The 24,734-nt window shown below is 71.3% G+C and carries 20 protein-coding genes, 1 tRNA gene, 1 other RNA gene and 1 pseudogene; 14 read left to right on the forward strand and 9 right to left on the reverse strand.

All coding sequences use genetic code 11. The features are described from left to right. Nucleotides 1–154 precede the first annotated feature (154 nt). The 3 genes from ACTWQE_RS05785 to ACTWQE_RS05795 form a co-directional block, all read right to left on the reverse strand. Entirely contained in the window at nucleotides 155–784 is a 630-nt protein-coding gene (locus tag ACTWQE_RS05785; protein ID WP_443327714.1) for a LytR C-terminal domain-containing protein, read from the reverse strand. Nucleotides 785–908: 124 nt separating this feature from the next. Further along, on the reverse strand, nucleotides 909–1,205 hold the full coding sequence (locus tag ACTWQE_RS05790; protein ID WP_003999914.1) for a type II toxin-antitoxin system VapB family antitoxin: 297 nt from the start codon (nucleotides 1,203–1,205) through the stop codon (nucleotides 909–911). Between the two features lie 500 nt (nucleotides 1,206–1,705). Further along, the gene (locus ACTWQE_RS05795) at nucleotides 1,706–2,164 is read right to left on the reverse strand and encodes a MarR family winged helix-turn-helix transcriptional regulator (RefSeq protein WP_443327715.1); all 459 of its coding nucleotides are present in this window, start codon (nucleotides 2,162–2,164) and stop codon (nucleotides 1,706–1,708) included. 110 nt (nucleotides 2,165–2,274) lie between these two features. On the opposite strand from ACTWQE_RS05795, the gene ACTWQE_RS05800 reads away from it, so the two are divergent. Then, nucleotides 2,275–3,297, forward strand: a complete 1,023-nt coding sequence (locus ACTWQE_RS05800) for an SMP-30/gluconolactonase/LRE family protein (RefSeq protein ID WP_443327716.1) — start codon at nucleotides 2,275–2,277, stop codon at nucleotides 3,295–3,297. A 36-nt stretch (nucleotides 3,298–3,333) separates the two neighbouring features. Here the strand turns inward: ACTWQE_RS05800 and ACTWQE_RS05805 are convergent, their stop codons facing one another. Together ACTWQE_RS05805 and ACTWQE_RS05810 are read right to left on the reverse strand one after the other, a co-directional pair. Then, on the reverse strand, nucleotides 3,334–4,566 hold the full coding sequence (locus ACTWQE_RS05805) for an RNA polymerase sigma factor (protein WP_443327717.1): 1,233 nt from the start codon (nucleotides 4,564–4,566) through the stop codon (nucleotides 3,334–3,336). Further along, on the reverse strand, nucleotides 4,563–4,979 hold the full coding sequence (locus ACTWQE_RS05810; RefSeq protein ID WP_443327718.1) for a YciI family protein: 417 nt from the start codon (nucleotides 4,977–4,979) through the stop codon (nucleotides 4,563–4,565). Before ACTWQE_RS05810 ends, ACTWQE_RS05805 begins: the two co-directional genes overlap by 4 nt. Before the next feature lie 440 nt (nucleotides 4,980–5,419). Here ACTWQE_RS05810 and ACTWQE_RS05815 point away from each other — a divergent pair, with 440 nt between their 5' ends. Beyond that, on the forward strand, nucleotides 5,420–6,808 hold the full coding sequence (locus ACTWQE_RS05815) for a PucR family transcriptional regulator (protein WP_443327719.1): 1,389 nt from the start codon (nucleotides 5,420–5,422) through the stop codon (nucleotides 6,806–6,808). A gap of 337 nt (nucleotides 6,809–7,145) precedes the next feature. Here the strand turns inward: ACTWQE_RS05815 and ACTWQE_RS05820 are convergent. Beyond that, a pseudogene (locus ACTWQE_RS05820) lies at nucleotides 7,146–7,622 on the reverse strand (glycosyltransferase); the annotation flags it as partial. After that, on the reverse strand, nucleotides 7,619–8,407 hold the full coding sequence (locus ACTWQE_RS05825) for a MerR family transcriptional regulator (RefSeq protein ID WP_443327720.1): 789 nt from the start codon (nucleotides 8,405–8,407) through the stop codon (nucleotides 7,619–7,621). The gene ACTWQE_RS05825 and the pseudogene ACTWQE_RS05820, both read right to left, overlap by 4 nt. Before the next feature lie 619 nt (nucleotides 8,408–9,026). Between ACTWQE_RS05825 and ACTWQE_RS05830 the strand changes: the two genes are divergently transcribed. Beyond that, entirely contained in the window at nucleotides 9,027–10,259 is a 1,233-nt protein-coding gene (locus tag ACTWQE_RS05830; protein ID WP_443327721.1) for a PP2C family protein-serine/threonine phosphatase, read from the forward strand. A 275-nt stretch (nucleotides 10,260–10,534) separates the two neighbouring features. Here the strand turns inward: ACTWQE_RS05830 and ACTWQE_RS05835 are convergent. Beyond that, nucleotides 10,535–10,619 (reverse strand) — tRNA-Ser (locus ACTWQE_RS05835). A 74-nt stretch (nucleotides 10,620–10,693) separates the two neighbouring features. On the opposite strand from ACTWQE_RS05835, the gene ffs reads away from it, so the two are divergent. From ffs to ACTWQE_RS05885, 10 genes are all read left to right on the forward strand, one after another. Then, nucleotides 10,694–10,788, forward strand: an RNA gene (gene ffs, locus ACTWQE_RS05840) — signal recognition particle sRNA small type. Between the two features lie 46 nt (nucleotides 10,789–10,834). Next, complete coding sequence (locus ACTWQE_RS05845) at nucleotides 10,835–13,333, forward strand: DNA polymerase III subunit gamma and tau (RefSeq protein ID WP_443327722.1); 2,499 nt, start codon at nucleotides 10,835–10,837, stop codon at nucleotides 13,331–13,333. A gap of 279 nt (nucleotides 13,334–13,612) precedes the next feature. Further along, a complete protein-coding gene (locus ACTWQE_RS05850) occupies nucleotides 13,613–13,921 on the forward strand; it encodes a YbaB/EbfC family nucleoid-associated protein (protein WP_443327803.1) in 309 nt (102 codons plus the stop codon). A 106-nt stretch (nucleotides 13,922–14,027) separates the two neighbouring features. Next, the gene (recR, locus tag ACTWQE_RS05855) at nucleotides 14,028–14,627 is read left to right on the forward strand and encodes a recombination mediator RecR (protein WP_443327723.1); all 600 of its coding nucleotides are present in this window, start codon (nucleotides 14,028–14,030) and stop codon (nucleotides 14,625–14,627) included. Further along, complete coding sequence (locus tag ACTWQE_RS05860) at nucleotides 14,620–15,291, forward strand: DUF5063 domain-containing protein (protein ID WP_443327724.1); 672 nt, start codon at nucleotides 14,620–14,622, stop codon at nucleotides 15,289–15,291. The genes recR and ACTWQE_RS05860 overlap by 8 nt, the downstream gene beginning before the upstream one ends. Nucleotides 15,292–15,818: 527 nt before the next feature. Next, nucleotides 15,819–17,093, forward strand: a complete 1,275-nt coding sequence (locus tag ACTWQE_RS05865) for an aspartate kinase (protein ID WP_443327725.1) — start codon at nucleotides 15,819–15,821, stop codon at nucleotides 17,091–17,093. After that, nucleotides 17,090–18,160 (forward strand): aspartate-semialdehyde dehydrogenase, encoded by a 1,071-nt coding sequence (locus ACTWQE_RS05870; protein WP_443327726.1) that lies wholly within the window; start codon nucleotides 17,090–17,092, stop codon nucleotides 18,158–18,160. Before ACTWQE_RS05865 ends, ACTWQE_RS05870 begins: the two co-directional genes overlap by 4 nt. Before the next feature lie 357 nt (nucleotides 18,161–18,517). Further along, nucleotides 18,518–19,093 carry a SigE family RNA polymerase sigma factor gene (locus tag ACTWQE_RS05875; RefSeq protein WP_443327804.1) on the forward strand — a complete coding sequence of 192 codons (576 nt, stop codon included), beginning with the start codon at nucleotides 18,518–18,520 and terminating at the stop codon, nucleotides 19,091–19,093. Next, entirely contained in the window at nucleotides 19,090–20,148 is a 1,059-nt protein-coding gene (locus ACTWQE_RS05880) for a hypothetical protein (RefSeq protein WP_443327727.1), read from the forward strand. The genes ACTWQE_RS05875 and ACTWQE_RS05880 overlap by 4 nt, the downstream gene beginning before the upstream one ends. A gap of 567 nt (nucleotides 20,149–20,715) precedes the next feature. Then, complete coding sequence (locus ACTWQE_RS05885; RefSeq protein WP_443327728.1) at nucleotides 20,716–21,558, forward strand: SURF1 family protein; 843 nt, start codon at nucleotides 20,716–20,718, stop codon at nucleotides 21,556–21,558. A gap of 608 nt (nucleotides 21,559–22,166) precedes the next feature. On the opposite strand, the gene ACTWQE_RS05890 is transcribed toward ACTWQE_RS05885, so the two are convergent. Then, nucleotides 22,167–23,990 carry a S9 family peptidase gene (locus ACTWQE_RS05890; RefSeq protein WP_443327805.1) on the reverse strand — a complete coding sequence of 608 codons (1,824 nt, stop codon included), beginning with the start codon at nucleotides 23,988–23,990 and terminating at the stop codon, nucleotides 22,167–22,169. A 492-nt stretch (nucleotides 23,991–24,482) separates the two neighbouring features. Here ACTWQE_RS05890 and ACTWQE_RS05895 point away from each other — a divergent pair, with 492 nt between their 5' ends. Next, nucleotides 24,483–24,713, forward strand: coding sequence for a hypothetical protein (locus tag ACTWQE_RS05895; RefSeq protein WP_443327729.1), 231 nt, complete (start codon nucleotides 24,483–24,485; stop codon nucleotides 24,711–24,713). Nucleotides 24,714–24,734 lie beyond the last annotated feature (21 nt).

Consider the following 24,734-nt stretch of genomic DNA (forward strand, 5'->3'; position numbering starts at 1 on the left):
GAGTACGCCCAGTACGAGGACGACCCTCCGCCTTGCGATCGCACGCACCAGCCGCCGCGACCCCCGCCCTTCGGGCGGACGGCGCTACTTTCGAAACACGCTCTAGAACACCGCGCGGCGGAGTCCCGTCGGGAAGGGACGCCGGGCTCGGGCGTCAGCACTTCTTCTTCTGGCCGGAGGGCGTCGGAGAGGGGCCGGTCAGTGCGACCAGCGCCTGGTCGGCGTCCTTCTTCTCCGCCAGGGCCTCGAACCGGTCCCCGATGATCAGGTCGACGTCCTCGCCCTTGCGCTGGTCCGCCTGGGTGGAGGCGCCACCGAGCTGCGTGCCCAGCACCTTCATCCGCCCGTCGGCGACATCGGGCGCGCCGAGCAGTATCCCGGTGCCCTTGACCTTCTTGTCGTACGCCGCGGGCGCGTTGCCCACCTTGCCGACCTTGAAGCCGCGCTTCTTCAGCTCGTCCGCGGTCTGCTTGGCCAGACCGCTGCGCGCCGTGGCGTTGTAGACGTTGACGGTGATCTCGCCGGGCTGCGGCACGGGCTTGGCGGAGACCGTCGGAGCGGCCACCGGCCTGCATTCCGTACTGCCCGCCGCGCGGGTGGCGGTACCTCCGGAGAACACATCGATGAGCTGCAGCGTTCCCCACCCGACCAGCCCGAGGGCGGTCGCCGCGCCGATGACGGCGAACACGATCCGGCGGTGATTGCGGGGCCGGCGCATCCGCGGGTACCGGTCCCCCGTGATGCGGTACTTTCCGCCCATGCCTGGGGGAGTCAGCATGCTCATGGGCGCAGCGTAGCCCTGGCAGTCGCCTCTGCCTACTAAATGATCAACGCGTTGCGTGCAGCCCAACCCAAAAGGGTCAATAACCCTGAGGGAAGTGGCTCTGCCGCATCGCGGACCGGTCGCGTCAGTCCAGCTCGAGGACGCGTGCGTGCAGCACCTGGCGCTGCTGGAGCGCCGCCCGCACCGCGCGGTGGAGTCCGTCCTCCAGATAGAGGTCGCCCTGCCACTTCACGACATGGGCGAAGAGGTCCCCGTAGAACGTCGAGTCCTCGGCGAGCAGGGTCTCGAGGTCCAGCTGCCCCTTGGTGGTGACCAGTTGGTCGAGGCGTACCGGGCGTGGAGCGACATCCGCCCACTGGCGGGTGCTCTCCCGGCCGTGGTCGGGGTACGGCCGCCCGTTTCCGATGCGCTTGAAGATCACACGGAAAGCCTACCGGTCCTGACGCTCCGGGCGCAGCCATGGCGCAGAGTGCAAAGGTGGCGAACCGTGGCAAGAAGGCGGCGAGGGGTGGCGATGCCTGGGCGGAAGCCATACCTCCGCCGGCAGCGCGCTGAGAGGCGCGGCGGAGGCGACAGCCTCACGGACCGCCGTTCAGGCCCGGCCGCACGCTCGGTGACGGTTCGTCGGACTCCGTTCCGCTGTGCGGGTAGTGCCCGGCGGCTCGCGGTGCCGGGTGGCACGGCCTCGAAGCAGCGCTCTGGGCGTGTCGGTGCGAGTGCAGGCGTTGCGCGAGGGGGAGAGGGCGTAGTCGCAGGTGCGGCAGCGAAGGGATCGGCGCGGCGGGCCGTACGCCTGTCGCCCTGCGGCGTGACCTGTGGAGGCCGGCCGCATCCCGGCGGCACGGGCCGGTCCGCGTTGATGGGCCTGCGTTGACCCGCTCCGTACGCCTGCGGCCGAGGGGGCGTCAGGCGTGGTGGTCGTCAGTCGCGTGCGGAGCCGGTACCCGGTCTGACCGCTTCCAGCACGCTGACGCAGCGGCCGAGCAGTGCGATCAGGCTCTCCCGTTCCTCGTCGGTGAATTCGGCGGCGAGCGCCCGTTCGACCCGCACCGCACGAGCGTCCGCGTCGGCCATCACCGCGCGTCCCTCGTCCGTGAGCCGGGTCTCCAGGACGTTTCCGTGCCAGGCGTGGGGTGTGCGTTCGACCAGCCCGCGCTCCTGCAGATTCCTCAGCACCGTGTTCATCGTCGGCGGGGTGACGGCACACGCTCTGGCCAGTGCCGCGGCGGAGATACCCGGGTTCTCCGACAGGAACAGCAGCGCCGCGTACTGCGGCACCGTCAGGCCCGACGGCTTCAGCGCCGCGTGCTTGGTCGCGTTGAGGGCCTGCTCGGCGCGCTTGATGTACGAGCCGAGGCGTTCGGAGGCGGGCATCGTCATCCTCGCATCGTATTGACTCCCCCAGTCGTTAATACCTTGCCGACGATTAGAGCTCTAACTATCGTGTGTGTGCATCTGATCGCTCGACGCCCTCGGGAGAAGAGACCTCCATGCCCCGTGTTTCCCATCGCCGTTCCCTGGCCGCCCTGGGGCTGGCCCTGGCTACCGCTCTGTCCCTCGCACCGGCGGCACCGGCCGCCGCGGACGCCGGCTCACACCACCGCATCGGTCACCGGCACCCGTTCCGGACATCCACCGCCCATGTCCTGCCCGGCGACCGGGTCTATCCGGAGGGCATCGCCGCCGACCCGTACACCGGGGACCTGTTCGTCTCCTCGTACACCACCGGCACGATCTTCAGGATCGCCCCCGGGCACCGCGCCGCGGAGGTGTTCCTGCCCGCCGGTACGGACGGACGTACGACCGCCGGCGGGCTGAAGGTGGACCGCGCCGGGCGGCTGTGGGTGGCCGACCGGGGCGGAGTCTCCGTGTACGACGTCCGCACCCGCGGGCTGATCGCCCGGTTCGACGCCCCGGCGCAGGCGGAGGCGTGGGTCAACGACCTCGCCATCGCACCCGACGGGGCCGCCTACGTCACCGACAGCCGCCGGGAGCTGGTCTACCGGGTCACCCCCGCGCAGCTCCGAGATGCCGCGGAGACCGGCGGCCATGGACTGTTGCGGCCCCGCTTCGACCTGCGGGCTGTCGAGCCGCATACCGCCGACGCGTACACCCTCAACGGGATCGTCGCCGACCCTTCGGGCCGCTATCTGCTCACCGTGGACATGACCGGCGGGGATCTCTACCGCCTCGACACCGCCTCCGGAGCGATCCGCAAGGTGGCCCTGCACGGAGCCGACCTGACCCACGCCGACGGTCTCGAACTCCGGCACGGCACGCTCTGGGCGGCCCACAACGCCGGCAACACCATCAGCCGGTGGCGGATGTCCGAGGACGGAACGGCCGCTCGTGTGGTGCGGCAGGTCACCGACGCATCGCTGCAGACTCCGACGACGCTGGTCCGCCGGGACGGGCGGATTTTCGTGGTCCGCTCCCAGTTCGACAAGGGCGGCCCCATGGGTCCCGGCATGCCGGAGACCCCCTTCACCGTCGCGGCCGTGGACGGCATCTGAGCGCTCAAGTCCCGGCCACAGGGCGGGGGGCCGCGCTCAGGGCAGCAGCCGGGCGGCGCGCGTCCGGAGGTAACGCGCCTCCGGGATGCTGAGGGTGCGCTGAGCCGCCAAGTGGTAAGCGGCCCGCGCCTCTTCGGCGTCCCCCGCCTTCTCCAGCAGATGGGCGCGTACGGCATCGAGCCGATGATGGCCCGCCAGCCGGTCCGCGAGCCCGGCGACTTCCGCGAGACCGGCCCGGGGGCCGTGCACCATGGCGACGGCCACGGCCCTGCCGAGCTCCGCCATGGGCTCGGGGGAACGGCGGACGAGGATGTCGTACAGGGCGAGGATCTGCGGCCAGTCGGTGTCCGCCGCGCGCGCCGGTTCGTCATGCAGCGCAGCGATCGCGGCCTGCAGCTGGTACGCGCCTGCCGGTCCCTGGGACAGGGCCTCCTCCGCGAGGGCGGTGCCTTCCCGGATCGCCTGCCGGTCCCAGAGGGCCCGGTCCTGTTCGTCGAGCGGAATCAGTTCGCCGTGCGGGCCGGTGCGCGCCGGGCTCCGGGCGTCGGTGAGCAGCATCAGCGCCAGCAGCCCGCTCACGGAGCCCTCCCGGGGCAGGAGCCGACGTACGGCCCGGGTCACCCGGACCGCCTCCCGGGCCAGATCGGCGCGGTGCAGATCGCTGCCGGAGGTCGCCGTATAGCCCTCGTTGAAGATCAGGTAGAGGACCTGCAGCACGGCGGCGAGCCGCACGTCGCGGTCCTCGCGTCCCGGCTGCCGGAAGGGCACACCCCTGATCTTCTGCTTGGCCCTGCTGATCCGCTGCGCCATCGTCGCCTCCGGCACCAGATGCGCGCGAGCGATCTCGGCCGTCGTCAGACCGCCCACGGCACGCAGGGTGAGCGCGATCTGCGCGGCCGGGGTGAGGTCGGGGTGGCAGCACAGGAACAGCAGGGTGAGGGTGTCGTCCTCGGACGGGGCGCGGCTCTCACTGGGCGGTGGCGTCGTGAGGGCGTCCCGTGGCGTGAGGGACGCGGCCCGCACCTCGCGTCCGCGCCGCGCCTCCTCGCTCCGCAGCTGGTCCGTGAGACGACGGGAGGCCACCTTGATCAGCCAGCCGCGCGGATTGTCCGGGAGGCCTCGCTCCGGCCACTGCTCCGCTGCAGCAAGCAGGGCCTCCTGTACGGCGTCCTCGGCCAGGTCGAAGTGTCCGTACCGGCGGACCAGCGCGCCGAGGACCTGCGGCGCATGCAGGCGCAGCAGGTCCTCGACCTCGCTGGTACGTCTCACACATCGCCTCCGCCGTTGTCCGGGATGGGCCGGATGACCACCGGGTATTCGGGGGCGCCCTCGGGGACGGGGCACTGGGCGACGCGGGCGGCGATCTCGGTGACCCGCTCGAGGCTCTCGCAGTCCAGCACCCAGTATCCGGCGAGCAGTTCCTTCGTCTCGCCGTAGGGACCGTCGGTGATCACGGGGCGGCCGTCCTGGCCCGCGCTCACGAACCGGGTCTGCGCGGGCTCGGCCAGGCCGTTGCCGTCGACGAGCTCACCGGACTCGGAGAGGTCGTTGTTGATCTCCCCCATGAAGGCGAACATCGCCTGCAGGTCCTTCTCGCTCCAGGCCGGGCTGTGCGCGGAGGCCTTGCCGGCCATCGCGTCGTAGTCCGCCTGCGAGCCCTGAACCATCACCAGGTACTTCATGACTTCGCTCCCTCGGATGCGCTGTCGCCCCGTGCGGGCGACTCTCACAGGGGACGTCGCGACCGGTGACGCGATCTCGACACCTCGCGGAGGATTTCTCGGAACCACTCTCCGGGACTACTCCGGAGTACACCCGCCTCCCCGACAGATGGGCACGGCAGGGCCCCGGCTCCCGGGACCCGTCGCGGCGTGTCCGGCCCGCCGGGAGGCATGCGCCGGTGACGGCTCCGGCACCGCGGGCGGGGCCGGTCGAGGCGCGGTGGGCACCACCGGCACGGTCGGACGGGAGCCGAGGTGGTGGCGTGCTCCCGTACGGCCCCGGTGCCGGCCCTGGTGTCGGACGGGAGGGCTACGGTCTCGTCCATGAGACGCACGCGATGGGGGTCCGCGAGATGCATACGACGGGTATACGGCGGGTGACCGAGGAGGCCCCGGCCGGCATGACGCGCGCCGCGGACCTTCTGGAGCTCATGCGGCTGGCGGGCAGGCGTGGAGCGGTGCGAGCTGTTCTGGGCTGGCTGGGTCGGCGTACCGGCGGCGCGGTGGCGTTGGTGGCGGCCGACGGCTCGGTCCTCGCCTCGTCGCCGGACCGGCCGGGAGCCGCGGTGGCGGCCGCGGTCACGGAGCTGCACCGGCGCGGGATGCCCTCGGGCGTGGTCGGCGGGCCCGGAGGCCGGACCGTGCATGTGGTGACGCTCGGCCGGGAGCCGTATCTGACGCTGGACTGCCGTGACAGCCACCGGCACGGCACCCTGCTCGCCGACGCCGCGCGCGTCCTCGGTCTGTGCTGGCAGCTGGAGGAGGCCGAGCGCGCGGGGCGCCGGATGGAGTCGGTGGAGGCGCACAGCCGGGAGGCGGTACTGCATCTGCTGATGATCGGCAGCGTGGCCGCGGCGCACCGGATCGCGGGGGCGATGGGCCCCCGGCTGCCCAGCCCGGTGCGGGTGTACGTCGTGGAGTGCCAGGAACGGCGGCGGCCCACCGTCGCGGAGCGGCTGACACGGCTGGCGGACGGGCAGGCGTGGATCGTCCGGTGCCCGGTGCGGCTCAACCATCTCATCGCCCTCGTCCCGGCCGGGACCGACGAGTGGGAACGGACCATCGTCCAGGAGGTGCCCGAGTGCCGGGTCGGGGTGAGCGACGAGGTGGCACTGCGGGAGACATCGCTCGGTTACGAGCAGGCCTTCCACGCCCTGGCGGTGGCGCGCAGCGCACCGGACGGCCGGGCACGTTTCAGCCGGCACGTCGGCCTCGCTCCGCTGCTGGGGCCCGAAGGAGCGCGCTGGGCCGCGGAGTTGCTCCGCCCCTGCCTGGCGTACGAGCCGGCGCGGCAGGCCGACCCGGGGGCGGAGGAGCTGCTCGGGACACTCGGTTCCTGGCTGGCCTTCGGCACCATGGCGAGCCGGCATCTGAAGATCCACCGCAATACGCTCGCCGCCCGCCTACGGCTGATCCAGGGGCTGCTGGAGCTGGATCTCGCCGGGAGCCTGGCCGACCAGTCGGCGGCCTGGCTGGCGCTGCGGCTGAACACCCCGCACCCGCCGGAGACCGGCCGCCCCGCGGACCTGCCCACACTGCTCGCCGCCCCGGGCGCCCGGACCTGGGCGCGCGCCCAGCTCGGCCCGCTGGGGTCCGCCACCGGCACCGTACGGGCCTGGCTGCGCGCCGACGCCCGGCTGCCCGCGGCGGCGGCCGAACTCGGTATCTCGGCTCCCGGCGCGCGCAAACGCCTGGCCAGGGCGGAGGAGAAACTCGGGCGCTCGCTGCTGCATGCGCCGAGCGCCAAGTACGAGCTCTGGCTGGCGATGACGGCGTTGGGAGAGCTCTGAACCGGCGCCGGTCACGCCCACCACTGTGCAAGGAGAAACCAGAACGCCCTCCACAGTGCGGAAGGAAGCTCGCCCCGGTCCGGCAGCCCGTCTAACGTCCTTGCTGTGCGACGCAGTCGGCCCGTCGGGGAGCACGCCAGCCACGACCACGGGGGAGTCGCGGAGGCGTGCTCCCCGCCGGTACGGCCGTACCGGTCCTCGCAGTCGTCGTGCCCAGCTCCTCATCTCTTCTCCTTTCTTCCCGGCCTCCCGGACGGTGGGAACGGATGGGATCCCCGACGCCACCCGCACACGCACAGCCACCGTCGTCGTCGCACCGTGGTCTTCGCCCGGGCCCGCGGCCATGGCTTCGCTCATCCCCCGCCCCGCAGCCGGTGATCCGTACGGGCTTCCGCCGGAAGTCCCCTCTGGGTTCCGTGGGTTGGAGGTAGACGCCCAGCGAGGGGATGTCCAGCGCTTCGGCCAGGTGCCATCCGAGCGGGGCCGTGGTGGCCGAGAGCAGCAGCAGTTCGGTGTCCCGGCCGGTGGCGCGGGCCAGCCCCGTACCCAGCTCCCGGACGAAGTCGGCGGCTGCGCGCAGGAGCGCCCGTCTGCCGCCACCGGAGATGCCGCTCCCGGCGGGGTCCCCGCCCGGCCGGCCGCGCGGATCGGCCGGGAGCGGACACAGACGCAGCCCGGCGGAGTGCACGAGCGGGGCGAAGGACTCATCGGTGGCCAGGGCGACATCGTGTCCGGCTTCCCGGAGGCGGGCGCCGAGTCCGGTGTACGGGGCGACGTCCCCGTACGATCCGGCCGCCGCAAGGAGAATCTTCATGGCTGCTCCGGGGCGGGGCCGCGGCGTACGGCGTTGGCGTGCACCGCCGTCCGCAGGAAACCGGCGAGTCCCGGCCGTTGCTCGGACGGCGGGACGACCAGCGCGAAAGCGCGCGGGTCGGCGGCGAAGTCGTCGGCGATCCTGCCGTGCATATCGGTGGGGCATGGGGCGAACCAGCGCATGATGTGCTGCCGGTGCTCCTCGGCCACCTCCATCGCCGCCTCTCCGTCGGCGGGCTCGTCGGCGTCGAAGACCGCGGTCAGCCGGTGCCGCCACGCGGCGGCCTCGGCCATGATCCGTGCCCAGTCCTTCTTGGTGTGCGCCGCGGCCCTGGCCATGGAGCGCTGGTGCCCCTCGCTGTGCTGCCACTTCAGATGGGCGTCGGTGGCGTAACTGAGGTCGAAGGTGACCTCCCCGAAGACCTCGAACCGCTCCCGCGGAGTCAGCTCCACGCCGGTGCGCTGCACCTCCATGGCGCGCTCGGCGACGTCCAGCAGGCGTTGCAGCTTGGCCATCTGCTCGGTGAGCAGCCGGTGCCGGGCACGCAGCTGGTCCAGGGCGTTGGCCTGGGGGTCCTGGAGAATGGTGACGATCTCGTCGAGCGAGAAGCCCAGCTCGCGGTAGAAGAGAATTTGTTGCAGCCGGGCCAGGTCGGCGTCGCTGTAGAGGCGGTATCCGGCCGGGCTGCGGGCACTTGGCGGAAGCAGCCCCGCCTTGTCGTAGTGATGCAGAGTGCGCACGGTAATGCCCGCGAAACCGGAGACCTGCCCGACCGAGTACGCCATGGAACCGCCTCTCTCCTCGGCGTCCGTGCCCTCGTGGAGCGGACGCCCGGAAGAAGGCTGCACACTGACGCCGGGTGAGGGTCAATCCCCGCAGAGGACAAGGACGACGCCTGACGCCTCGACCGGATACGAGTCCGCTTCTGAAGAGGGTCGCCCGGGCCACGGTGATCCCTCCAGGGTCGGCCCGCTGCTCTCGACGAGAGCCCTGTGCGGTCCCGTCACCCTGCCGATCGGGCCGAGCCATGCGCCGTGGAGCTGCGCCATCCGGGGCGGCGCCTGCACGCCGCACCGCGGCAGGCCGTGCTGCTCTTCCTCGGAGCGGCAGATGTGGGTGTTGACGCGACCATGGGTGGGGCGCCCGGGGGAGCGGGAGGATGCGCGCCCGTGCGCGCACCTCACCGGCCGGTGCCCCGCAAGGTCGCCCAGCAGGTCGGTGGACGCCCTCGAGACCTCGGGCAGCCGGGCTGGGCTGTCGGTGGCTCTGCGGAGCGCCACGTCACTCCCCTACCGGGGCGCGATGACGGTACTGAGCGGGTCCGGGGCACGGTGGGGTCGCTCGCGGCAGCGCTCGTTCGGCGTCAGCGCTCCGATGGGCCGCAGAAGGGTGCAGAGTGGGGGTATGGGCCTCCGGCGTCGCCTTGCGGATCTGTGGCAGCCGTGGCAACCGGGTCACGCGCTCGTCGCGGTTCCGCTCGCGCTGATCGTTGCGATCACGGTCGTGGACGTCCTGGCCCCCGCCCACGTCCATCTCGGTCCCTTTCTGGTCGTCGCCCCCGCCATCACGCCCTGGTTGGCCGGGCCACGACTCACCGCGCTGGTCGGTGCCCTGGCCGTGGTGGCCCAGGCGATCATCGCGATTCTGCGCGACCGCGACGAGCTGTTCTCGACGAACCACCAGGTGCAGATTGCCGCCCTGACGATGATCTCGCTCCTCCTCGTGGTCTTCTCCCGCCAGCACGAGCGCCGCATCCGTGAGCTGGACCGGGTCCGGTCGGTGTCCGAAGCTACACAGCGGGTGGTTCTGCGGCCGCTGCCCCATCGGATGGGCCCGCTGCGGATCGCCTCCTCGTACGTGGCCGCCGAGGACGAAGCGCAGATCGGCGGGGACCTGTACGCGGCGACCCGCACCGGTGGCGGCGCGCGTCTGATCATCGGTGACGTCCGGGGCAAAGGCCTCACCTCCATCAGCGACGCCTCCGTTCTCATGGGCGCCTTCCGGGAAGCCGCACACCGGACCCCCACCCTGGTCGAACTCGCCGACACCCTGGAGAACAGCTTCTGCCGGCACCTGGCCGAGCACACCCATCACCCCGAGGCGGACGAGTTGCACGAGCACTTCGTCACCGCCCTGATGCTCGACATCCCCGATGAGGACCACCTGGTGCAGATGATCGACTGCGGACACCCTCCGCCCCTGCTGCTGCGCGGACACCGCGTGACCACCCTGCACGCCCGCCACCCCAAGCCCCCGCTGGGCATGTGCGGTTTGCCGAGGACCGGCTTCACGCTCGATCCGTTCACCTTCGAGGACGACGACACGCTCCTGCTCTACACCGACGGCGTCATCGAGGCGCGCGCCTCCGACCGGTCCTTCTATCCCCTCGCCGAGCGCGTCGCCCAATGGACCGGCAGCGGTCCCGAAGCACTGCTCCACCACATACGCGACGACCTCATCGCTCACGCCGGCGGGCGCCTGGGCGACGACGCGGCCATGGTGGTGATCCAACGCTCGCCCAAACTCCAGCCGGGCCACCACCTCAAGAAGATCATCCACCTCAACGGCGTCCCCCACCACGCCGACGAAGCACCGGAGACCGGAGCCACCGCGCACCCAGCTCGCCGCCAGGAATGATCACAGGCAGCGCCGGGTGTTTTGTCCACGGAGGTTCGTGAGGGGCTCGCGGCTGGTGTGTGCGACTGCAAGGCGGTGGGTGGCGGTGTGTGCCAGGCGCGTGGGCCGGGCGGGATGTGTCGGAGAGGGCCTGGGGCCGCCGATGCGTTCCCACGGGACCAACTGAGATGGCAGCTGTGCTCCCACTGACCAACTGAGACGAAAACTGAGACGGAGAACGACGAAGGCCCCGACCATGATCGGTCGGGGCCTTCGTCTGCCCTGCTGGGCGGGGGCGGAGGATACGAGATTCGAACTCGTGAGGGGTTGCCCCCAACACGCTTTCCAAGCGTGCGCCCTAGGCCTCTAGGCGAATCCTCCGCCGCAAACAATACAAGACCGGAAGGAGTGCTCGCGAACTCGTTCCCACCCCCTCCGATCCGCTAGGGTGGGGCTCAGCCCCTCACGCGGCGCTATCTCACCGAACTCCCCCAGGGCCGGAAGGCAGCAAGGGTAAGTGAGCTCTGGCGGGTGCGTGAGGGGCCCCTGTCGTTGGGGGCGGCTCGTTGTCAGTCGGGGCCGATATCGTCGTATGCGTGTCGTCCCTCGCGCTCTACCGCCGTTACCGCCCCGAGTCCTTCGCCGAGGTCATCGGGCAGGAGCATGTCACCGGTCCGCTGCAGCAGGCGCTGCGCAACAACCGGGTCAATCACGCCTATCTGTTCAGCGGCCCGCGCGGCTGCGGCAAGACGACCAGCGCCCGCATCCTCGCCCGCTGTCTGAACTGTGCGGAGGGCCCCACGCCCACGCCTTGCGGGGAGTGCCAGTCCTGCCATGACCTGGCGCGCAACGGGCCCGGTTCCATCGACGTCATCGAGATCGACGCCGCGTCCCACGGCGGTGTGGACGACGCGCGTGAGCTGCGCGAGAAGGCCTTCTTCGGGCCGGCTTCGAGCCGTTACAAGATCTACATCATCGATGAGGCGCACATGGTCACCTCAGCGGGCTTCAATGCCCTGCTGAAGGTGGTGGAGGAGCCGCCGGAGCATCTGAAGTTCATCTTCGCCACGACCGAGCCCGAGAAGGTCATCGGCACGATCCGGTCGCGGACTCATCACTACCCCTTCCGTCTCGTGCCGCCCGGCACACTCCGCGACTACCTCGGCGAGGTGTGCCGGCGAGAGGAGATCCCCGTCGAGGACGGTGTGCTCCCCCTGGTCGTACGGGCCGGGGCGGGCTCCGTGCGGGACTCCATGTCCGTCATGGACCAGCTTCTCGCCGGTGCGGCGGCGGACGGTGTGACATATGCCATGGCCACGGCCCTGCTCGGCTACACCGACGGCTCGTTGCTCGACAGCGTCGTCGACGCGTTCGCCGCGGGCGACGGCAGCGCCGCCTTCGAGGTCGTGGACCGCGTGATCGAGGGGGGCAACGACCCTCGGCGTTTCGTTGCCGATCTGCTCGAACGCCTTCGTGACCTGGTGATTCTCGCGGCCGTGCCGGACGCGGCGGAGAAGGGTCTGATCGACGCCCCGGCGGATGTCGTGGAGCGGATGCAGGCCCAGGCCTCGGTCTTCGGTCCGGCCGAGCTCAGCCGGGCGGCCGACCTGGTCAACGAAGGGTTGACCGAGATGCGTGGCGCCACGTCGCCGCGGCTGCAGCTGGAGCTGATCTGCGCGCGGTTGCTGCTGCCCGCGGCCTTCGACGACGTGCGCTCGGTGCAGGCCCGGCTGGAGCGCCTGGAGCGCGGGGCCCTGGCGGGCGGGCTGTCCGGGCCGGGCCCCGGCCCGGCGGTGGGGTACGTACCGGGGCCGGACGCCCACGATGCCGCCGCCTCGCCCTCCTCTCCCGCCATGCCCGTGGGCCCGGCGGGAGCCCGCGCAGCTCTGCCGGGACGGGCGGCCCAGGGCTCGGGCGGGCCGCAGGCGTCCCAGGGTGCGGCGCCGACTGCCCAGGCGCCGGCGGCCACCGACGCCGTGCCGGGGCACTCCGCGGAAGCCGGGTCCTCCGACGAAGCGGAGAACGGCGGGCCCGCGGGCGCGTGGCCTGCGGGGGCGCAGCCCGAAGCGCCGGGCACAGGCCCACGGCCGAGCGCGGCGCCGCAGACGGACGGCCCCGCGGCCGAGGCCCCCGCCGGGCAGCGGTCCGGAGCGTGGCCCGGCGCGGGAGGCCGAGGCACCGGGGCGGACAGTGGCCGCGGACCGGCCCAGCAGGAGTCCGCACCGGGCGGCGGCGCAGCCCCGCGCCCCGGCGCGTGGCCCACGAGCGCGCGGCCCGGTGCGCCCGGGAGCGGCGCGGCAGCACAGCCGGGCGGGTCCACGGGAGAGAACGGGGCAGCACCACGGCCGGGTGCCTGGCCGGCCGGGGGTACGCACTCCGGTTTCCCGGGCGGCGGACAGCAGCCCGGGGCAGGCAGCGGTCCCTTCAGCGGTGCGCCCGCTCCCGGCGGAGGAGCGCCACAGGCGGCGGGCGGTGCCGCACCGGGAGCGGCCCAGGGCGCCGTACAGATCCGGCAGATGTGGCCGGACATCCTCGAGGCGGTGAAGAACCGTCGTCGCTTCACCTGGATTCTGCTGAGCCAGAACGCCCAGGTGGCAGGGCTCGACGGCAGCACTCTCCAGCTCGCGTTCTCCAACGCGGGAGCCCGGGACAGCTTCGTCGGCGGCGGCAGCGAGGACGTACTGAGGCAGGCTCTGAGCGACTCACTTGGCGTGCAGTGGAAGGTCGAGGCGATCGTCGATCCCTCGGGTGGCGGTGGTGCGCAGGGCGGGGGACCGTCCGGTCCGGGCTTCGGCGGGGGCAGCGGCCCCACGGGTCCCCGTCCGAGCGCCCCCGCTCCGGCTCCGGTCCAGCCGCAGCAGCCGGTACGCCCCGAGGCGCCCGCCCCGGAGGCCTCCCCGCGGACCGCCGCGCCGGAAGCGAGGCCGCGCCCCGAGGCGCGGGCGCACCGCGAGCCCGAGCCCCCTCCGTTCTCCATCGAGGACGACATGCCGGCTGAGGACGACCCGGACCTCGACGACACGGCGCTGAGCGGCCACGATCTGATCGTCCGGGAGCTCGGCGCGACCGTCGTCGAGGAATTCATGCACGAGTAGGCGACGACAGGCCCGACAAAGTCCCGGAGCGGGCCCCGCAGGTACTGAGCGGAGCAGGTACTGAACAAACACGCGGGGGCTACGAGCGGGTCCTGAGCAGCGCGGGCGGGTGGACGCCTGGCACGTCTCGGCGGCCCGGCCGCCCTCTGCCGCCGGACCAGGGCTTCTTTCGTACGGCGTAGGGCGCGTTGCCCTGCGAGCACGTAGGCTCGGGCTACTGGAACAACATCGTCGAGTGCCAGGAGCGAAGCCGTGATTCCCGGTGGAGAGCAGCCCAATATGCAGCAGTTGCTGCAGCAGGCTCAGAAGATGCAGCAGGACCTCGCCGCGGCCCAGCAGGAACTGGCCGAGACCCCTGTCGAGGGTTCCTCGGGCGGCGGGCTCGTCAAGGCCACGGTCAGCGGAGCCGGTGAGCTCCAGGGCCTGGTCATCGACCCCAAGGCCGTGGATCCTGAGGACACGGAGACCCTCGCGGATCTCGTCCTCGCGGCTGTCCGTGACGCGAACAACGCCGCGCAGGAGCTCCAGCAGCAGAAGCTCGGCCCGCTCGCCGAGGGCCTCGGCGGAATGCCGGGACTGCCCTTCTGACCGGCCGCGGACAGGGCTCCGCGGCGGCAGTCGGCCGGTTCTGATCCGATCCTTAGTGCGGATCAACTAGCGTACGCAGCAGGAAAGAAGAAGGAGACGGCGTTCCGTGTACGAAGGCGTGGTCCAGGACCTCATCGACGAGTTGGGCAGGCTGCCCGGCGTCGGTCCCAAGAGCGCGCAGCGGATCACCTTCCACATCCTCCAGGCCGAGCCGGCCGACGTCCGTCGGCTCGCCCACGCGCTGACCGAGGTCAAGGCCAAGGTCCGGTTCTGTGCCGTCTGCGGCAATGTCGCGCAGGAGGAACAGTGCCGGGTCTGCCAGGACCCGCGCCGCGACCGGGCGGTCATCTGCGTCGTCGAGGAGCCGAAGGACGTCGTCGCGATCGAGCGGACCCGTGAGTTCCGCGGCCGTTACCACGTGCTCGGCGGGGCGATCAGCCCCATCGAGGGCGTGGGCCCGGACGACCTGCGGATCAGGGAACTGCTGGCCCGGCTCGCCGACGGCGCCGTCACCGAGCTGATCCTGGCCACCGACCCGAATCTCGAGGGGGAGGCCACCGCCACCTACCTCGCGCGCATGGTCAAGCCCATGGGTCTGAAGGTCACGCGACTGGCCAGCGGGCTCCCCGTCGGGGGAGACCTGGAGTATGCCGACGAGGTCACGCTGGGCCGTGCCTTCGAAGGGAGACGACTTCTCGATGTCTGACGCCACGCTCCACGACACCCAGCCGGACCCGGACGACTTCGCCGTTCAGATCGCAGACCAGGTCGAGAGCTTCATCGTCGCGGTCACGGAAGTGGCGAAGGGCGACGAGCCCGGCAGCGCGATCCCGTATCTCCTGCTGGAGGTGTCCCAGCTGCTCCTGGCGGGCGGCCGGCTGGGCGCGCACGAGGACATCGTTCCCGACGAGCGGTACGAGGCGGACGCGGGCCCGGAGCCTGACGACGTCGACGAGCTGCGTGAGCGCTTCGCCCAGCTGCTCGACCCCGCCGATGTGTACTCCGAGGTGTTCGACCCCTACGTTCCGCGCAGCGAGCCGGTGGCCTGCCGGATCTCCGACGACCTCGCGGACATCATCACCGATCTGCGGCACGGCATGGCCCACTACCGGGCGGGCCGGGTGACCGAGGCCCTGTGGTGGTGGCAGTTCTCGTACTTCTCCAACTGGGGCCCCACTGCCTCCGCCGCCCTGCGCGCCCTTCAGTCGCTGCTGGCCCACATCCGCACGGAGAGCCCGCTGGACGAGCTGGACGGCCTGGACACGGACACGGTCGCGGCGTCGGACGACGGGTCGCTGGAGGAGGAGGCGGGGCGGGTGATGGCCCAGGAGATCGCCGCCCCACTGGGCATGCGCACCGCCCGCCGTTGACGGCAGTCGGCTGAGCCCGTGACGGTCCGGAGCCCCCGGCTGAGGCCCGTACGACCCGGTGCGCCCGTAGGCCGAGCCCTGTGACGGCCGGAGCCCCGGTGGGCCGGGCCCGGAGCTCTCCTGCTGAGGCCCGTACTGCCCGGAACACCCGGATCCGGCCCTGTGACGGCCCGGAGCACCCTGAACCGCGCCCCCTCGTTCCTGGCCGGCTGGGCCACGTCACAGCGCGGAGCCCCGGCCGGCCGTACTCGGGCGGCCCGGAGCCGAGCCCGCCGCGTACCCCGGATGCGTGCGCCCATCGCACACGCCGGTGTGAACTGGGTTACGTTTCCGTGTGCTCTGTCCCCGAGCGGGCAGGGGCCTTCCCGGAGCGGGCCCGGGAAGCAGAGGGCCTCGGATGATCACGTAGTGAGCTTCGTGTCTCACGATGCGATATCACGATGGCCTTTCCCACCTGCTCGTTAGACTGAGCCGACCGAAGGATCCTGATTCGGGGTCCCCGGAAGACAGAGTTACGAGGAGCGCACGTGGGCCTTGTCGTGCAGAAGTACGGCGGCTCCTCCGTTGCGGATGCCGAAGGCATCAAGCGCGTCGCCAAGCGGATCGTCGAAGCCAAGAGGAGCGGCCACCAGGTGGTCGTCGTGGTTTCGGCGATGGGTGACACGACGGACGAGTTGATCGATCTCGCCGCGCAGGTATCCCCCATTCCTGCCGGGCGTGAGTTCGACATGCTGCTGACCGCCGGAGAGCGGATCTCCATGGCGCTGCTGGCGATGGCGATCAAAAACCTCGGTCACGAGGCGCAGTCGTTCACCGGCAGCCAGGCCGGAGTCATCACCGACTCGGTCCACAACAAAGCGCGGATCATCGATGTCACGCCGGGCCGTATCCAGCAGTCCGTCGACGAGGGCAATATCGCCATCGTCGCCGGTTTCCAGGGTGTGTCCCAGGACAAGAAGGACATCACCACCCTCGGCCGCGGCGGTTCCGACACCACCGCGGTGGCCCTCGCCGCCGCGCTGAACGCCGAGGTGTGCGAGATCTACACCGATGTCGACGGTGTCTTCACCGCCGACCCGCGGGTCGTGACGAAGGCCCGCAAGATCGATTGGATCTCGTTCGGGGACATGCTGGAGCTCGCCAGCTCCGGCTCCAAGGTGCTGCTGCACCGCTGCGTCGAGTACGCACGCCGATACAACATTCCGATCCACGTCCGGTCGTCGTTCTCCGGCCTCCGGGGCACGTGGGTCAGCAACGAACCGCGAGGGGACGACCAGCCGATGGAGCAGGCGATCATTTCGGGGGTTGCCCACGACACGTCCGAGGCCAAGGTCACGGTCGTCGGGGTGCCGGACAAGCCGGGCGAGGCCGCGACGATCTTCCGTGCGATCGCCGATGCGGAGATCAACATCGACATGGTGGTGCAGAACGTCTCGGCCGCGTCGACCGGTCTGACCGACATCTCCTTCACCCTGCCGAAGACCGAGGGCCGTAAGGCGATCGCGGCGCTGGAGCGGACGAAGAGCGCCATAGGGTTCGAATCGCTGCGCTACGACGACCAGATCGCCAAGATCTCGCTGGTCGGCGCGGGCATGAAGACCAACCCGGGCGTCACGGCGGGCTTCTTCGAGGCCCTCTCCAACGCCGGGGTCAATATCGAGTTGATCTCCACCTCGGAGATCCGGATCTCCGTCGTCACCCGTGCCGACGAGGTCAACGAGGCCGTCCGTGCGGTGCACTCCGCCTTCGGCCTGGACAGCGAGAGCGACGAAGCCGTCGTGTACGGAGGTACCGGCCGATGACTGCCGCCCCTGCGGGCCGTAAGCCCACCCTGGCCGTCGTCGGCGCCACCGGCGCCGTCGGCACCGTGATGCTCGGCATCCTCTCGGAGCGCGCCGATGTCTGGGGCGAAATCCGCCTCATCGCCTCGCCCCGCTCGGCCGGCAAGAAGCTGGTCGTCCGCGGCGAGGAGGTCGAGGTCGTTGCGCTGAGCGAGGAGGCCTTCGAGGGCGTCGACGTCGCGATGTTCGACGTCCCGGACGAGGTGTCGGCACACTGGGCGCCGATCGCCGCCGCCAAGGGCGCGGTCGCCGTCGACAACTCCGGCGCCTTCCGGATGGACCCCGACGTCCCGCTGGTCGTTCCCGAGGTGAACGCCCACGCGGCCAGGGTCCGCCCGCGCGGCATCATCTCCAACCCCAACTGCACGACGCTCTCGATGATCGTCGCGATGGGTGCGCTGCACTCCGAGTGGGGTCTGTCCGAGCTGATCGTCTCCTCGTACCAGGCCGTTTCCGGCTCGGGCAAGGAGGGCGTCGACACCCTGCGCGACCAGATCGCCAAGGTGGCGGGTACGGACCTGGGCACGCACCCCGGCGATGTACGCCGGGCGGTGGGCGAGTTCGGTCCGTACCCGGCGCCGATCGCGCTCAATGTGGTGCCGTTCGCGGGTTCGCTCAAGGACGACGGCTGGACTTCCGAGGAGCTCAAGGTCCGCAACGAGTCCCGCAAGATCCTCGGGCTGCCGGACCTGCGGGTCACCGCGACGTGTGTCCGTGTCCCCGTCGTCACGACGCACTCGCTGACCGTGCACGCGCGGTTCGAGAGCGAGGTCACGGTCGCCAAGGCGCACGAGATCCTGTCCGGCGCGCCCGGCGTGGTGCTGTGCGACAACCCCGCCGAGGGTGAGTTCCCGACCCCCGCGGACGTCGTCGGTACGGACCCGACCTGGGTCGGCCGGGTCCGGCGCTCCATGGACGACCCGCACGCGCTGGAACTCTTCGTGTGCGGCGACAACCTCCGCAAGGGCGCTGCGCTGAACACCGCTCAGATCGCGGAAGTTGTCGCGGCCGAGTTCGGCTCCGCGTAGCGGATCAGCGGCACCTCCGCGCACCATGTGAAGATTATGTGATCAAGTCGTTGGTCCATACCGCTTGAACTGGACCAACGATCTGTTCGACTATTCGCTCCCCACCCACTGCAACCGCGCAGTGGGTGGGGAGCGTCTTTGCTGCCATCGCTCGAAGTCGCTATGACAAATGGGGAATTTGGGAAGAACGGTGCGCATGAGGGCATTCAGAGCTTTGTCAAAAGCGGTTGCTCACGCGTACAACCCTGACGGGGGGAAGCGTGTCCAACAGGCGTGGCAGAGGTATTCGGCATGGCAGCGACCCATGGGGGCGGCGCAGCGGTCCTGCGTCCGCTCCGTCCCCGCGCGACCGGCGGCATGCCGGTGATCGCGCCGATGCCGGCCGCCCGTCCCACGCGTCTTCCGTCGCAGCGCGAGGGCTCTGACGAGGCGATGGCAGCGGGCACCACAGTCGACCACCTCACCGAGACCTACCGCGCCCACTACCGGTCGCTGCTCGGGCTGGCGGCTCTCCTTCTCGACGACACGGCCTCGTGCGAGGACGTCGTCCAGGAAGCCTTCATCCGGGTGCATTCCGCACGCAAGAGGGTCCGTGATCCGGAGAAGACCCTCGCGTATCTCCGGCAGACCGTCGTCAACCTGTCCCGCTCCGCACTGCGCCGCCGCATCCTCGGGCTGAAGCTGCTCTCCAAGCCGATGCCCGACATGGCCAGTGCCGAGGAGGGTGCGTACGAACAGCTGGAGCGCGACCAATTGATCAAGGCAATGCGCGGACTGCAGCGCCGGCAGCGCGAGGTCCTCGTGCTGCGCTACTTCGCCGATATGACCGAGGCACAGGTCGCCGAGACGCTCGGCATATCGCTCGGCTCGGTCAAGGCGTACGGATCGCGGGGGATCGCGGCGCTGCGCGTCGCCATGGAGGCCCCGGCATGAGTGACAAGAACCACGGACCGGACAGGCTGCCCGAGCCGCCCGGGCCGGACGGCCCCGAGGGCCCGGACGGGCTGGGCGGGGACGAACAGGCACTGAGGCGGCTGTTGCACACCGCCGTCGAGGAGATCGAGCCCGCACCGGACGCACTGGAGCAACTACGGCACGCCGTCCCGGCCCGCCGCGCCCGCAAGCGTCAGGCCCTCGTCGGCGCGGCGGCCGCGGTGATCCTCGCCGGTACGGCGGTGCCCGCGCTCGTCCATGTCGCGCGGAGCGACGGCGTGACCGAGGCTCATCCGGCCAACGCCGGGCACAGCGAGCGGACCCATGGGGGCGCCGAGGGCACCCAGTCCGAGACCGAGGACGGCACGAAGGAGCGCCGGCCGTCCGGCAAGGAGACCAAGGGCGGAGAGCGCGGCAAGGGCGGAACGAAGGACGACACCTCCCGGCAGCCGGGCGGCAGCACGGCCGGCGGCGGAGTCGATCCGTCCGAGACCATGGCGGCCACGTCGCCGACCTGCGCCCGCAACCAGCTGGCCGGCGGCATCGCCTCACCCGGCACGATGGACGGCTCGAGCGCCGTCTACGGCTCGTTCCAGGTCACCAACACCTCAGGAACCGCCTGCACGGTGGACGGCGGCGGGCAGGTCGTCGCAGCCGCACAGGGCGCCGCCGACAGTACGCGCATCTCCGTCCTCGACCACACGGCCGGAGACCCGGCCACCGGTCTGCCGGATCCGGCCACCCAGCCGCAGCAGGTGATCCTCCAGCCCGGCGTCGCGTACGAGGTCAAGTTCGCCTGGATCCCCGCGGACGGCGGGTCGGGCGGCTGTCCCGCCCCGGGCTCCTCACCCGACCCCGGCAGCTCCGGGAGCGCGGGAGAGCCTGAAGGACAGTCCGCGGCCGAGACGTCCGCCGACGAACCGGGCACCCAGCCCTCGGGCAGCGTGGAGCTCAGCCATACGCCACAGGCCGGAGACCCGGCCGCGGCGAACGCCACGATCACCAATGTCTGCGCGGGCACGATCTACCGCACGGGAGCGCTGGCGACGGCCTGAACTCGCCCTCCTCGGAGTCCGGTCGGACCACAGGAGGGGAGCGGCACGGGGCGGATCCATCGCCAGGGATCCGTCCCGCGGCCGTTGTCCGTGCGGTCCACAGCGGCGCGCGCCGCGTCGGTGGTTGGTGTGTCCGGGGGAGTGGTGGGAGACGTGCCCGGGCGGGCCGCTGGTTGGTGCGCCGGTCCCGGGCCGGGCTCTGGTGCCCGGGCCCCGCCCCGGGTTCTGGGCCCGGGCTCTGCTGCCCGCACGGCCCCGGGCGGGCGGCGGATCTCGTCGGTGGTTGGTGCATCCCGGGTGTCGGCCGCCACGTCCGCCTCGGCAAGTGCCGCCCTGTCCGGCTCGGCGATCCTTGGCGGATCTGGGGCATCGGTGGTGGGCGTGAGCGCACCCGGGGGCTCGGTGGTGGGCGCGCCCGGGGCGTCGGTGGTGGGGCGCATCCGCCTTGTCGATCGGCACGCTCGCCCCGTCCATCGCCGGTGCCTCGGTCGCACCCGGGGTCGGTCACCCCGCCCCTGGCCATACCCCGGAGGCCGCTGCTCCGCCCATGGCCCGTACCGTGGTGGTGTGTACCGATTCCTGCTGACCCCCCGCTGGTGGGGGATCAACCTCTTCGTCGTGCTCGGCGTGCCCTTCTGTCTCTTCATGGGCAGCTGGCAGCTCGGCCGTTTCGAGGCACGTGTGGAATCCCACCAGGAGCAGCAGCGGGACAGCGACGACCATGTGAGGGACGCCGCCGCGCCCTTGGCCGACCTGCTGCCGGTCACCAAGGCGACCTCCGGCAGGCTCGCCACCGCCACCGGTCGCTACGCCACCCAACTGCTCGTCCCGGACCGTCGATTGGGCGACAAACGCGGCTTCTACGTCCTCACCCTGCTGCGAACGGAAAGAGGCGACGCCCTCCCGGTCGTACGCGGCTGGCTCCCCGGGAACGCCGACCCCGCCACGGTCCCCCGGCCGCCGCGCGGCACGGTCACCGTCACCGGTGCGCTCCAAGCCTCGGAGAACCAGGGCACCGACGGGGTGCACACCGGAGGTCTCCCCGACGGACAGCTCGGCATGATCAGCGCAGCATCTCTCGTCAACCTGGTGCCGTACCGCGTGTACGACGCGTGGATCACCCTCCCCGAGGGCCGGACGCAGGGCGCGCTGCGCCCGGTGCCCCCTGCCGCCCCTCAGGGCACCGGCTTGGACCTCAAGGCGTTCCAGAACCTCGGGTACACCGGCGAGTGGTTCGTCTTTGCGGGCTTCGTCGTCTTCATGTGGTTCCGCCTCCTCCGCCGGGAGGCCGAGGCTCAGCGCGATCTGGCCCTGGGCCTCCTCCCGGAGCAGCCGGAACCCGAGAGCCCCGAACCCTCCACGCGGTCCGAGCCGGCCCCCGCTCAGTCCACCTCGGGCCCGGGCACTTAGTGCCGCGTCAGCCAGGGTTCACTCCGCTCGCTGCCCTGGCACGGCCTTTCCCTGAGCTACCTTCCCCGGCCGGAGGCTGGGGGAGGACTCCCAACCGCGTTGCTCGACCGGCCGCGTAGGCCCTCCCCTGGCCTTCGGCAATGGGCCCCCCAGAGGCCGATCCGGCGCTTGCAGCCGACCGCACCAGGTCACCTCGCCACCGGGCAAACCGTGACTAACGCGGCACCGGTAAGCCCTGCCTGGCCGATCGTGTCGGGCCCGCGATGCCTGGGGCAGCCCCCGCCGGGCTGGGCAACTACGGCACCTCCGCTGCGTTTGTCGGAGGAGCACTCCTCGGCCTTCGGCATGGGGCCCAGTACGAGGCGGTCCCGCCGGATTCCGTACGTGGGCCCCACCCCCGTGCGATGCTCCCCCAGTCTTCGGCTGGGTGGGGGTGCCCCCGGCCGAGGGCTGGGGGAGTGCCCCACATCCGACGCCGCAGGCTCGTCCCTCTGAAGACCGCCCGGCCAGGGCCTGAGCGCGAACCCGACCACACCCGGCGCTCGGGTTGGGCTCCGGAATTCAGCGAACGAACCGATCCGGCTCAGCACGCACGGAGATCCAAGGCCTCAGCCCGCCCGCAGGTACCTCTCCGCGAAGTCGATCTCGAGCCGCAGCTGCTTGATCCGCTCCTCCACCACCAGAGACCCGTGGCCCGCCTCGTACCGGTACACCTCGTGCGGCGCCCCTCTCTCCTCCAGCCTTCGGACGTAGTTCTCCACCTGGCGGATGGGGCATCGTGGGTCGTTCACTCCCGCCGAGATGTAGACCGGGGCCCGCACCTGGTCCACATAGGTCAGCGGTGACGAGGCCTCGAACCGCTCCGGCACCTCCTCCGGCGTCCCGCCCAGCAGCGTGCGGTCCATGGCCTTCAGCGCCTCCATCTCGTCGTGGTAGGCGGTGACATAGTCGGCAACCGGTACGGCCGCCAGCCCCAGTGCCCATGCGTCCGGCTGTGTCCCCAGCCCCAGCAGCGTCAGATATCCGCCCCAGGAACCGCCCGCCAGCACCAGCCGCTCAGGGTCGGAGAGCCCGGACTCCACCGCCCACTCGCGTACCGCCGCGATGTCCTCGAGCTCGATCAGCCCCACCCGGTGCTTCAGCGCATCCGTCCACTCCCGGCCGTACCCGGTGGAGCCGCGGTAGTTGACCCGAACCACCGCGAAGCCGTGGTCCACCCAGGCCGCCGGGCCCGCCGCGAAGGCGTCGCTGTCGTGCCAGGTCGGCCCACCGTGGATATCGAAGACGGTCGGGAACGGCCCCTCCCCGTCCGGCTTCTGTACGAGGGCGTGCACACGGCCGCCCGGACCATCCACCCACACGTCGGTGACAGGCACCGACTCCGGAGCCTTCATCCCCGGCGGGTCCAGAACCGCCCGCCCCGTCGTCGACCGGACCACCGGAGGCAGTGCCGCCGAGGACCAGAGGAACTCCACCGACCCGTCCGGGCGGGGCGTCGCCCCCGAGACCGTCCCGGGTGGTGTCTCCAGCAGCGTCAGCTCATGGGAGGCCGGCTCGTACCGCCAGAGCTTGCTGCGCGCCTGGTGGCTCTGCTCGATCAGCAGTGCCGGGCCATCCGGAGACGCTCCCGCCCCGCCCGCCTCGCGGGAGGACGTCCGCTCGGACGGCGGTGGGAACCACTCCGCGTCGATGTCCCCGGGTAGGTCGATGGCGAGGGCGGTCTCCTCGCCGCTCACCGGATCCCAGATCATCGGCTCCCAGCGCCCGCTCCGCTGGTGCCCGACCAACATCCGGGAGTCGCCGTCGAACGGGGCGAAGCCCAGGCAGCTGAGGCCGAGTTCCTCCGTGCCGCCCTTGGTGTCGTCCAGCTCTGCGACAACGGTGCCGTCCAGGCGTAGAACGCGCAGGGCCGAGTGCATCGCGTCCCCGTGCTCCGTGTGCTCCACCGCGATCAGCGTGCCGTCGTGGGACAGGTCGGCGACGCCCGCCGACTCCCGGTGCCGGTAGATTTCCACGGGCTCGGCACCGGGCCGTAGCACATGGACCGTCGACCCCTCCTCGTCCGTGGACCGTCCGACAACCGCCGTGCCGTCCCGGCCCAGCGCCAGCCCGGCCGGATAGGAGGGTTCGAGCCCCGGCGTGGCGGGCTCGTCCTCACCGCCGCCGAAGGGCTGCCTCAGCCATACGCCGAACTCGTCCCCGTCAGTGTCGCTGAACCACCAGATCCAGGCGCCGTCCGGCGACAGCAGGCCGTCCGTCGTGCCGTTCGGCCGCTTCGTGGCCTGTCGTTGCTCGCCCGTGGAGCGGTCCCACGCGTACAGCTCGTAGGTCCCCGTCGCGTTGGAGACGAACAGCGACCGGTCCGGTGCGTCCTCCGCCCAGTCCGGCAGCCCGACCCGCGGTGCCCTGAAGCGCTTCTCCCAGTCGGGCATCGGTCGCGGGGAGCCAGTGGTGTCGTCAGTCATGGCCCCATTCTGCGCAGATCCGCCGACAACGCGGTGCCGAGGCCCCCAACCTGTGGATAACTCCCGCGCCCGGCCCCCGTCCTGCCCTCGCGGCGTCCCCGCGACACCCGGGAGCGGCTCGGCCCGGAAGCGCCGAGCCCCGTCCACGATGTGATGCCGTTCCGCCGGTCTGCCTTCTCCGGTGGAGTGACAGGCCTATTGCGCCGACCACGGTCACGGCCGGGCTCCGAGGCCGTCCCAGCCGGGCCCGAAGGCCGCGCGAGGCGAGCGAAACCGAGGTGGACACAGAGAGCGACCGTATTCCTGCAGTGGGTGTCGAGGAAAGGTGATCACGCCCGGCCGGGCGCTCCACGCCTGTCGTTCTCGCAGGTCAAGAGGGAGAGGGGTCGCCGTGGGGCGATGATCCTCAGCAGGTGAGAAGCTGGACTCAGGGGAGCCGTCCACCGGGGAGTGAGCCCGATGGGAACCAGCATGCATGTGGTCTGGAGCAAGAAGGACCCTGGCAAGGTCGTCTACGAGACGTACGCGATCGTGACCACCGAGAAGGGCGACAGCCCCCAGGCGGCAGTCCGCAGCCGCAAGCACGAGGTCGTCGTACGGAGCCGGACGCACGCTGCGGAGATCGCGGCCGAGCACGGATACGAGCTCTTCGGGGAGGGCGAAGCCTGGGAGAGCCTGCCCGAGGAGTGACGCGTAGGGCGGGGCAGGGTG

The organism is Streptomyces sp. 8N706 (assembly GCF_052245415.1).
GTDB lineage: Bacteria > Actinomycetota > Actinomycetes > Streptomycetales > Streptomycetaceae > Streptomyces.

Coding starts and splice junctions, on each gene's coding strand:
- ACTWQE_RS05785 (WP_443327714.1), bottom strand. CDS start 784: ATGAGCATGCTGACTCCCCCAGGCATGGGCGGAAAGTACCGCATCACG.
- ACTWQE_RS05795 (WP_443327715.1), bottom strand. CDS start 2,164: ATGACGATGCCCGCCTCCGAACGCCTCGGCTCGTACATCAAGCGCGCC.
- ACTWQE_RS05800 (WP_443327716.1), top strand. CDS start 2,275: ATGCCCCGTGTTTCCCATCGCCGTTCCCTGGCCGCCCTGGGGCTGGCC.
- ACTWQE_RS05810 (WP_443327718.1), bottom strand. CDS start 4,979: ATGAAGTACCTGGTGATGGTTCAGGGCTCGCAGGCGGACTACGACGCG.
- ACTWQE_RS05815 (WP_443327719.1), top strand. CDS start 5,420: ATGACGCGCGCCGCGGACCTTCTGGAGCTCATGCGGCTGGCGGGCAGG.
- ACTWQE_RS05825 (WP_443327720.1), bottom strand. CDS start 8,407: ATGGCGTACTCGGTCGGGCAGGTCTCCGGTTTCGCGGGCATTACCGTG.
- ACTWQE_RS05830 (WP_443327721.1), top strand. CDS start 9,027: ATGGGCCTCCGGCGTCGCCTTGCGGATCTGTGGCAGCCGTGGCAACCG.
- ACTWQE_RS05850 (WP_443327803.1), top strand. CDS start 13,613: ATGCAGCAGTTGCTGCAGCAGGCTCAGAAGATGCAGCAGGACCTCGCC.
- ACTWQE_RS05860 (WP_443327724.1), top strand. CDS start 14,620: ATGTCTGACGCCACGCTCCACGACACCCAGCCGGACCCGGACGACTTC.
- ACTWQE_RS05870 (WP_443327726.1), top strand. CDS start 17,090: ATGACTGCCGCCCCTGCGGGCCGTAAGCCCACCCTGGCCGTCGTCGGC.
- ACTWQE_RS05875 (WP_443327804.1), top strand. CDS start 18,518: ATGCCGGTGATCGCGCCGATGCCGGCCGCCCGTCCCACGCGTCTTCCG.
- ACTWQE_RS05880 (WP_443327727.1), top strand. CDS start 19,090: ATGAGTGACAAGAACCACGGACCGGACAGGCTGCCCGAGCCGCCCGGG.
- ACTWQE_RS05890 (WP_443327805.1), bottom strand. CDS start 23,990: ATGCCCGACTGGGAGAAGCGCTTCAGGGCACCGCGGGTCGGGCTGCCG.
- ACTWQE_RS05895 (WP_443327729.1), top strand. CDS start 24,483: ATGGGAACCAGCATGCATGTGGTCTGGAGCAAGAAGGACCCTGGCAAG.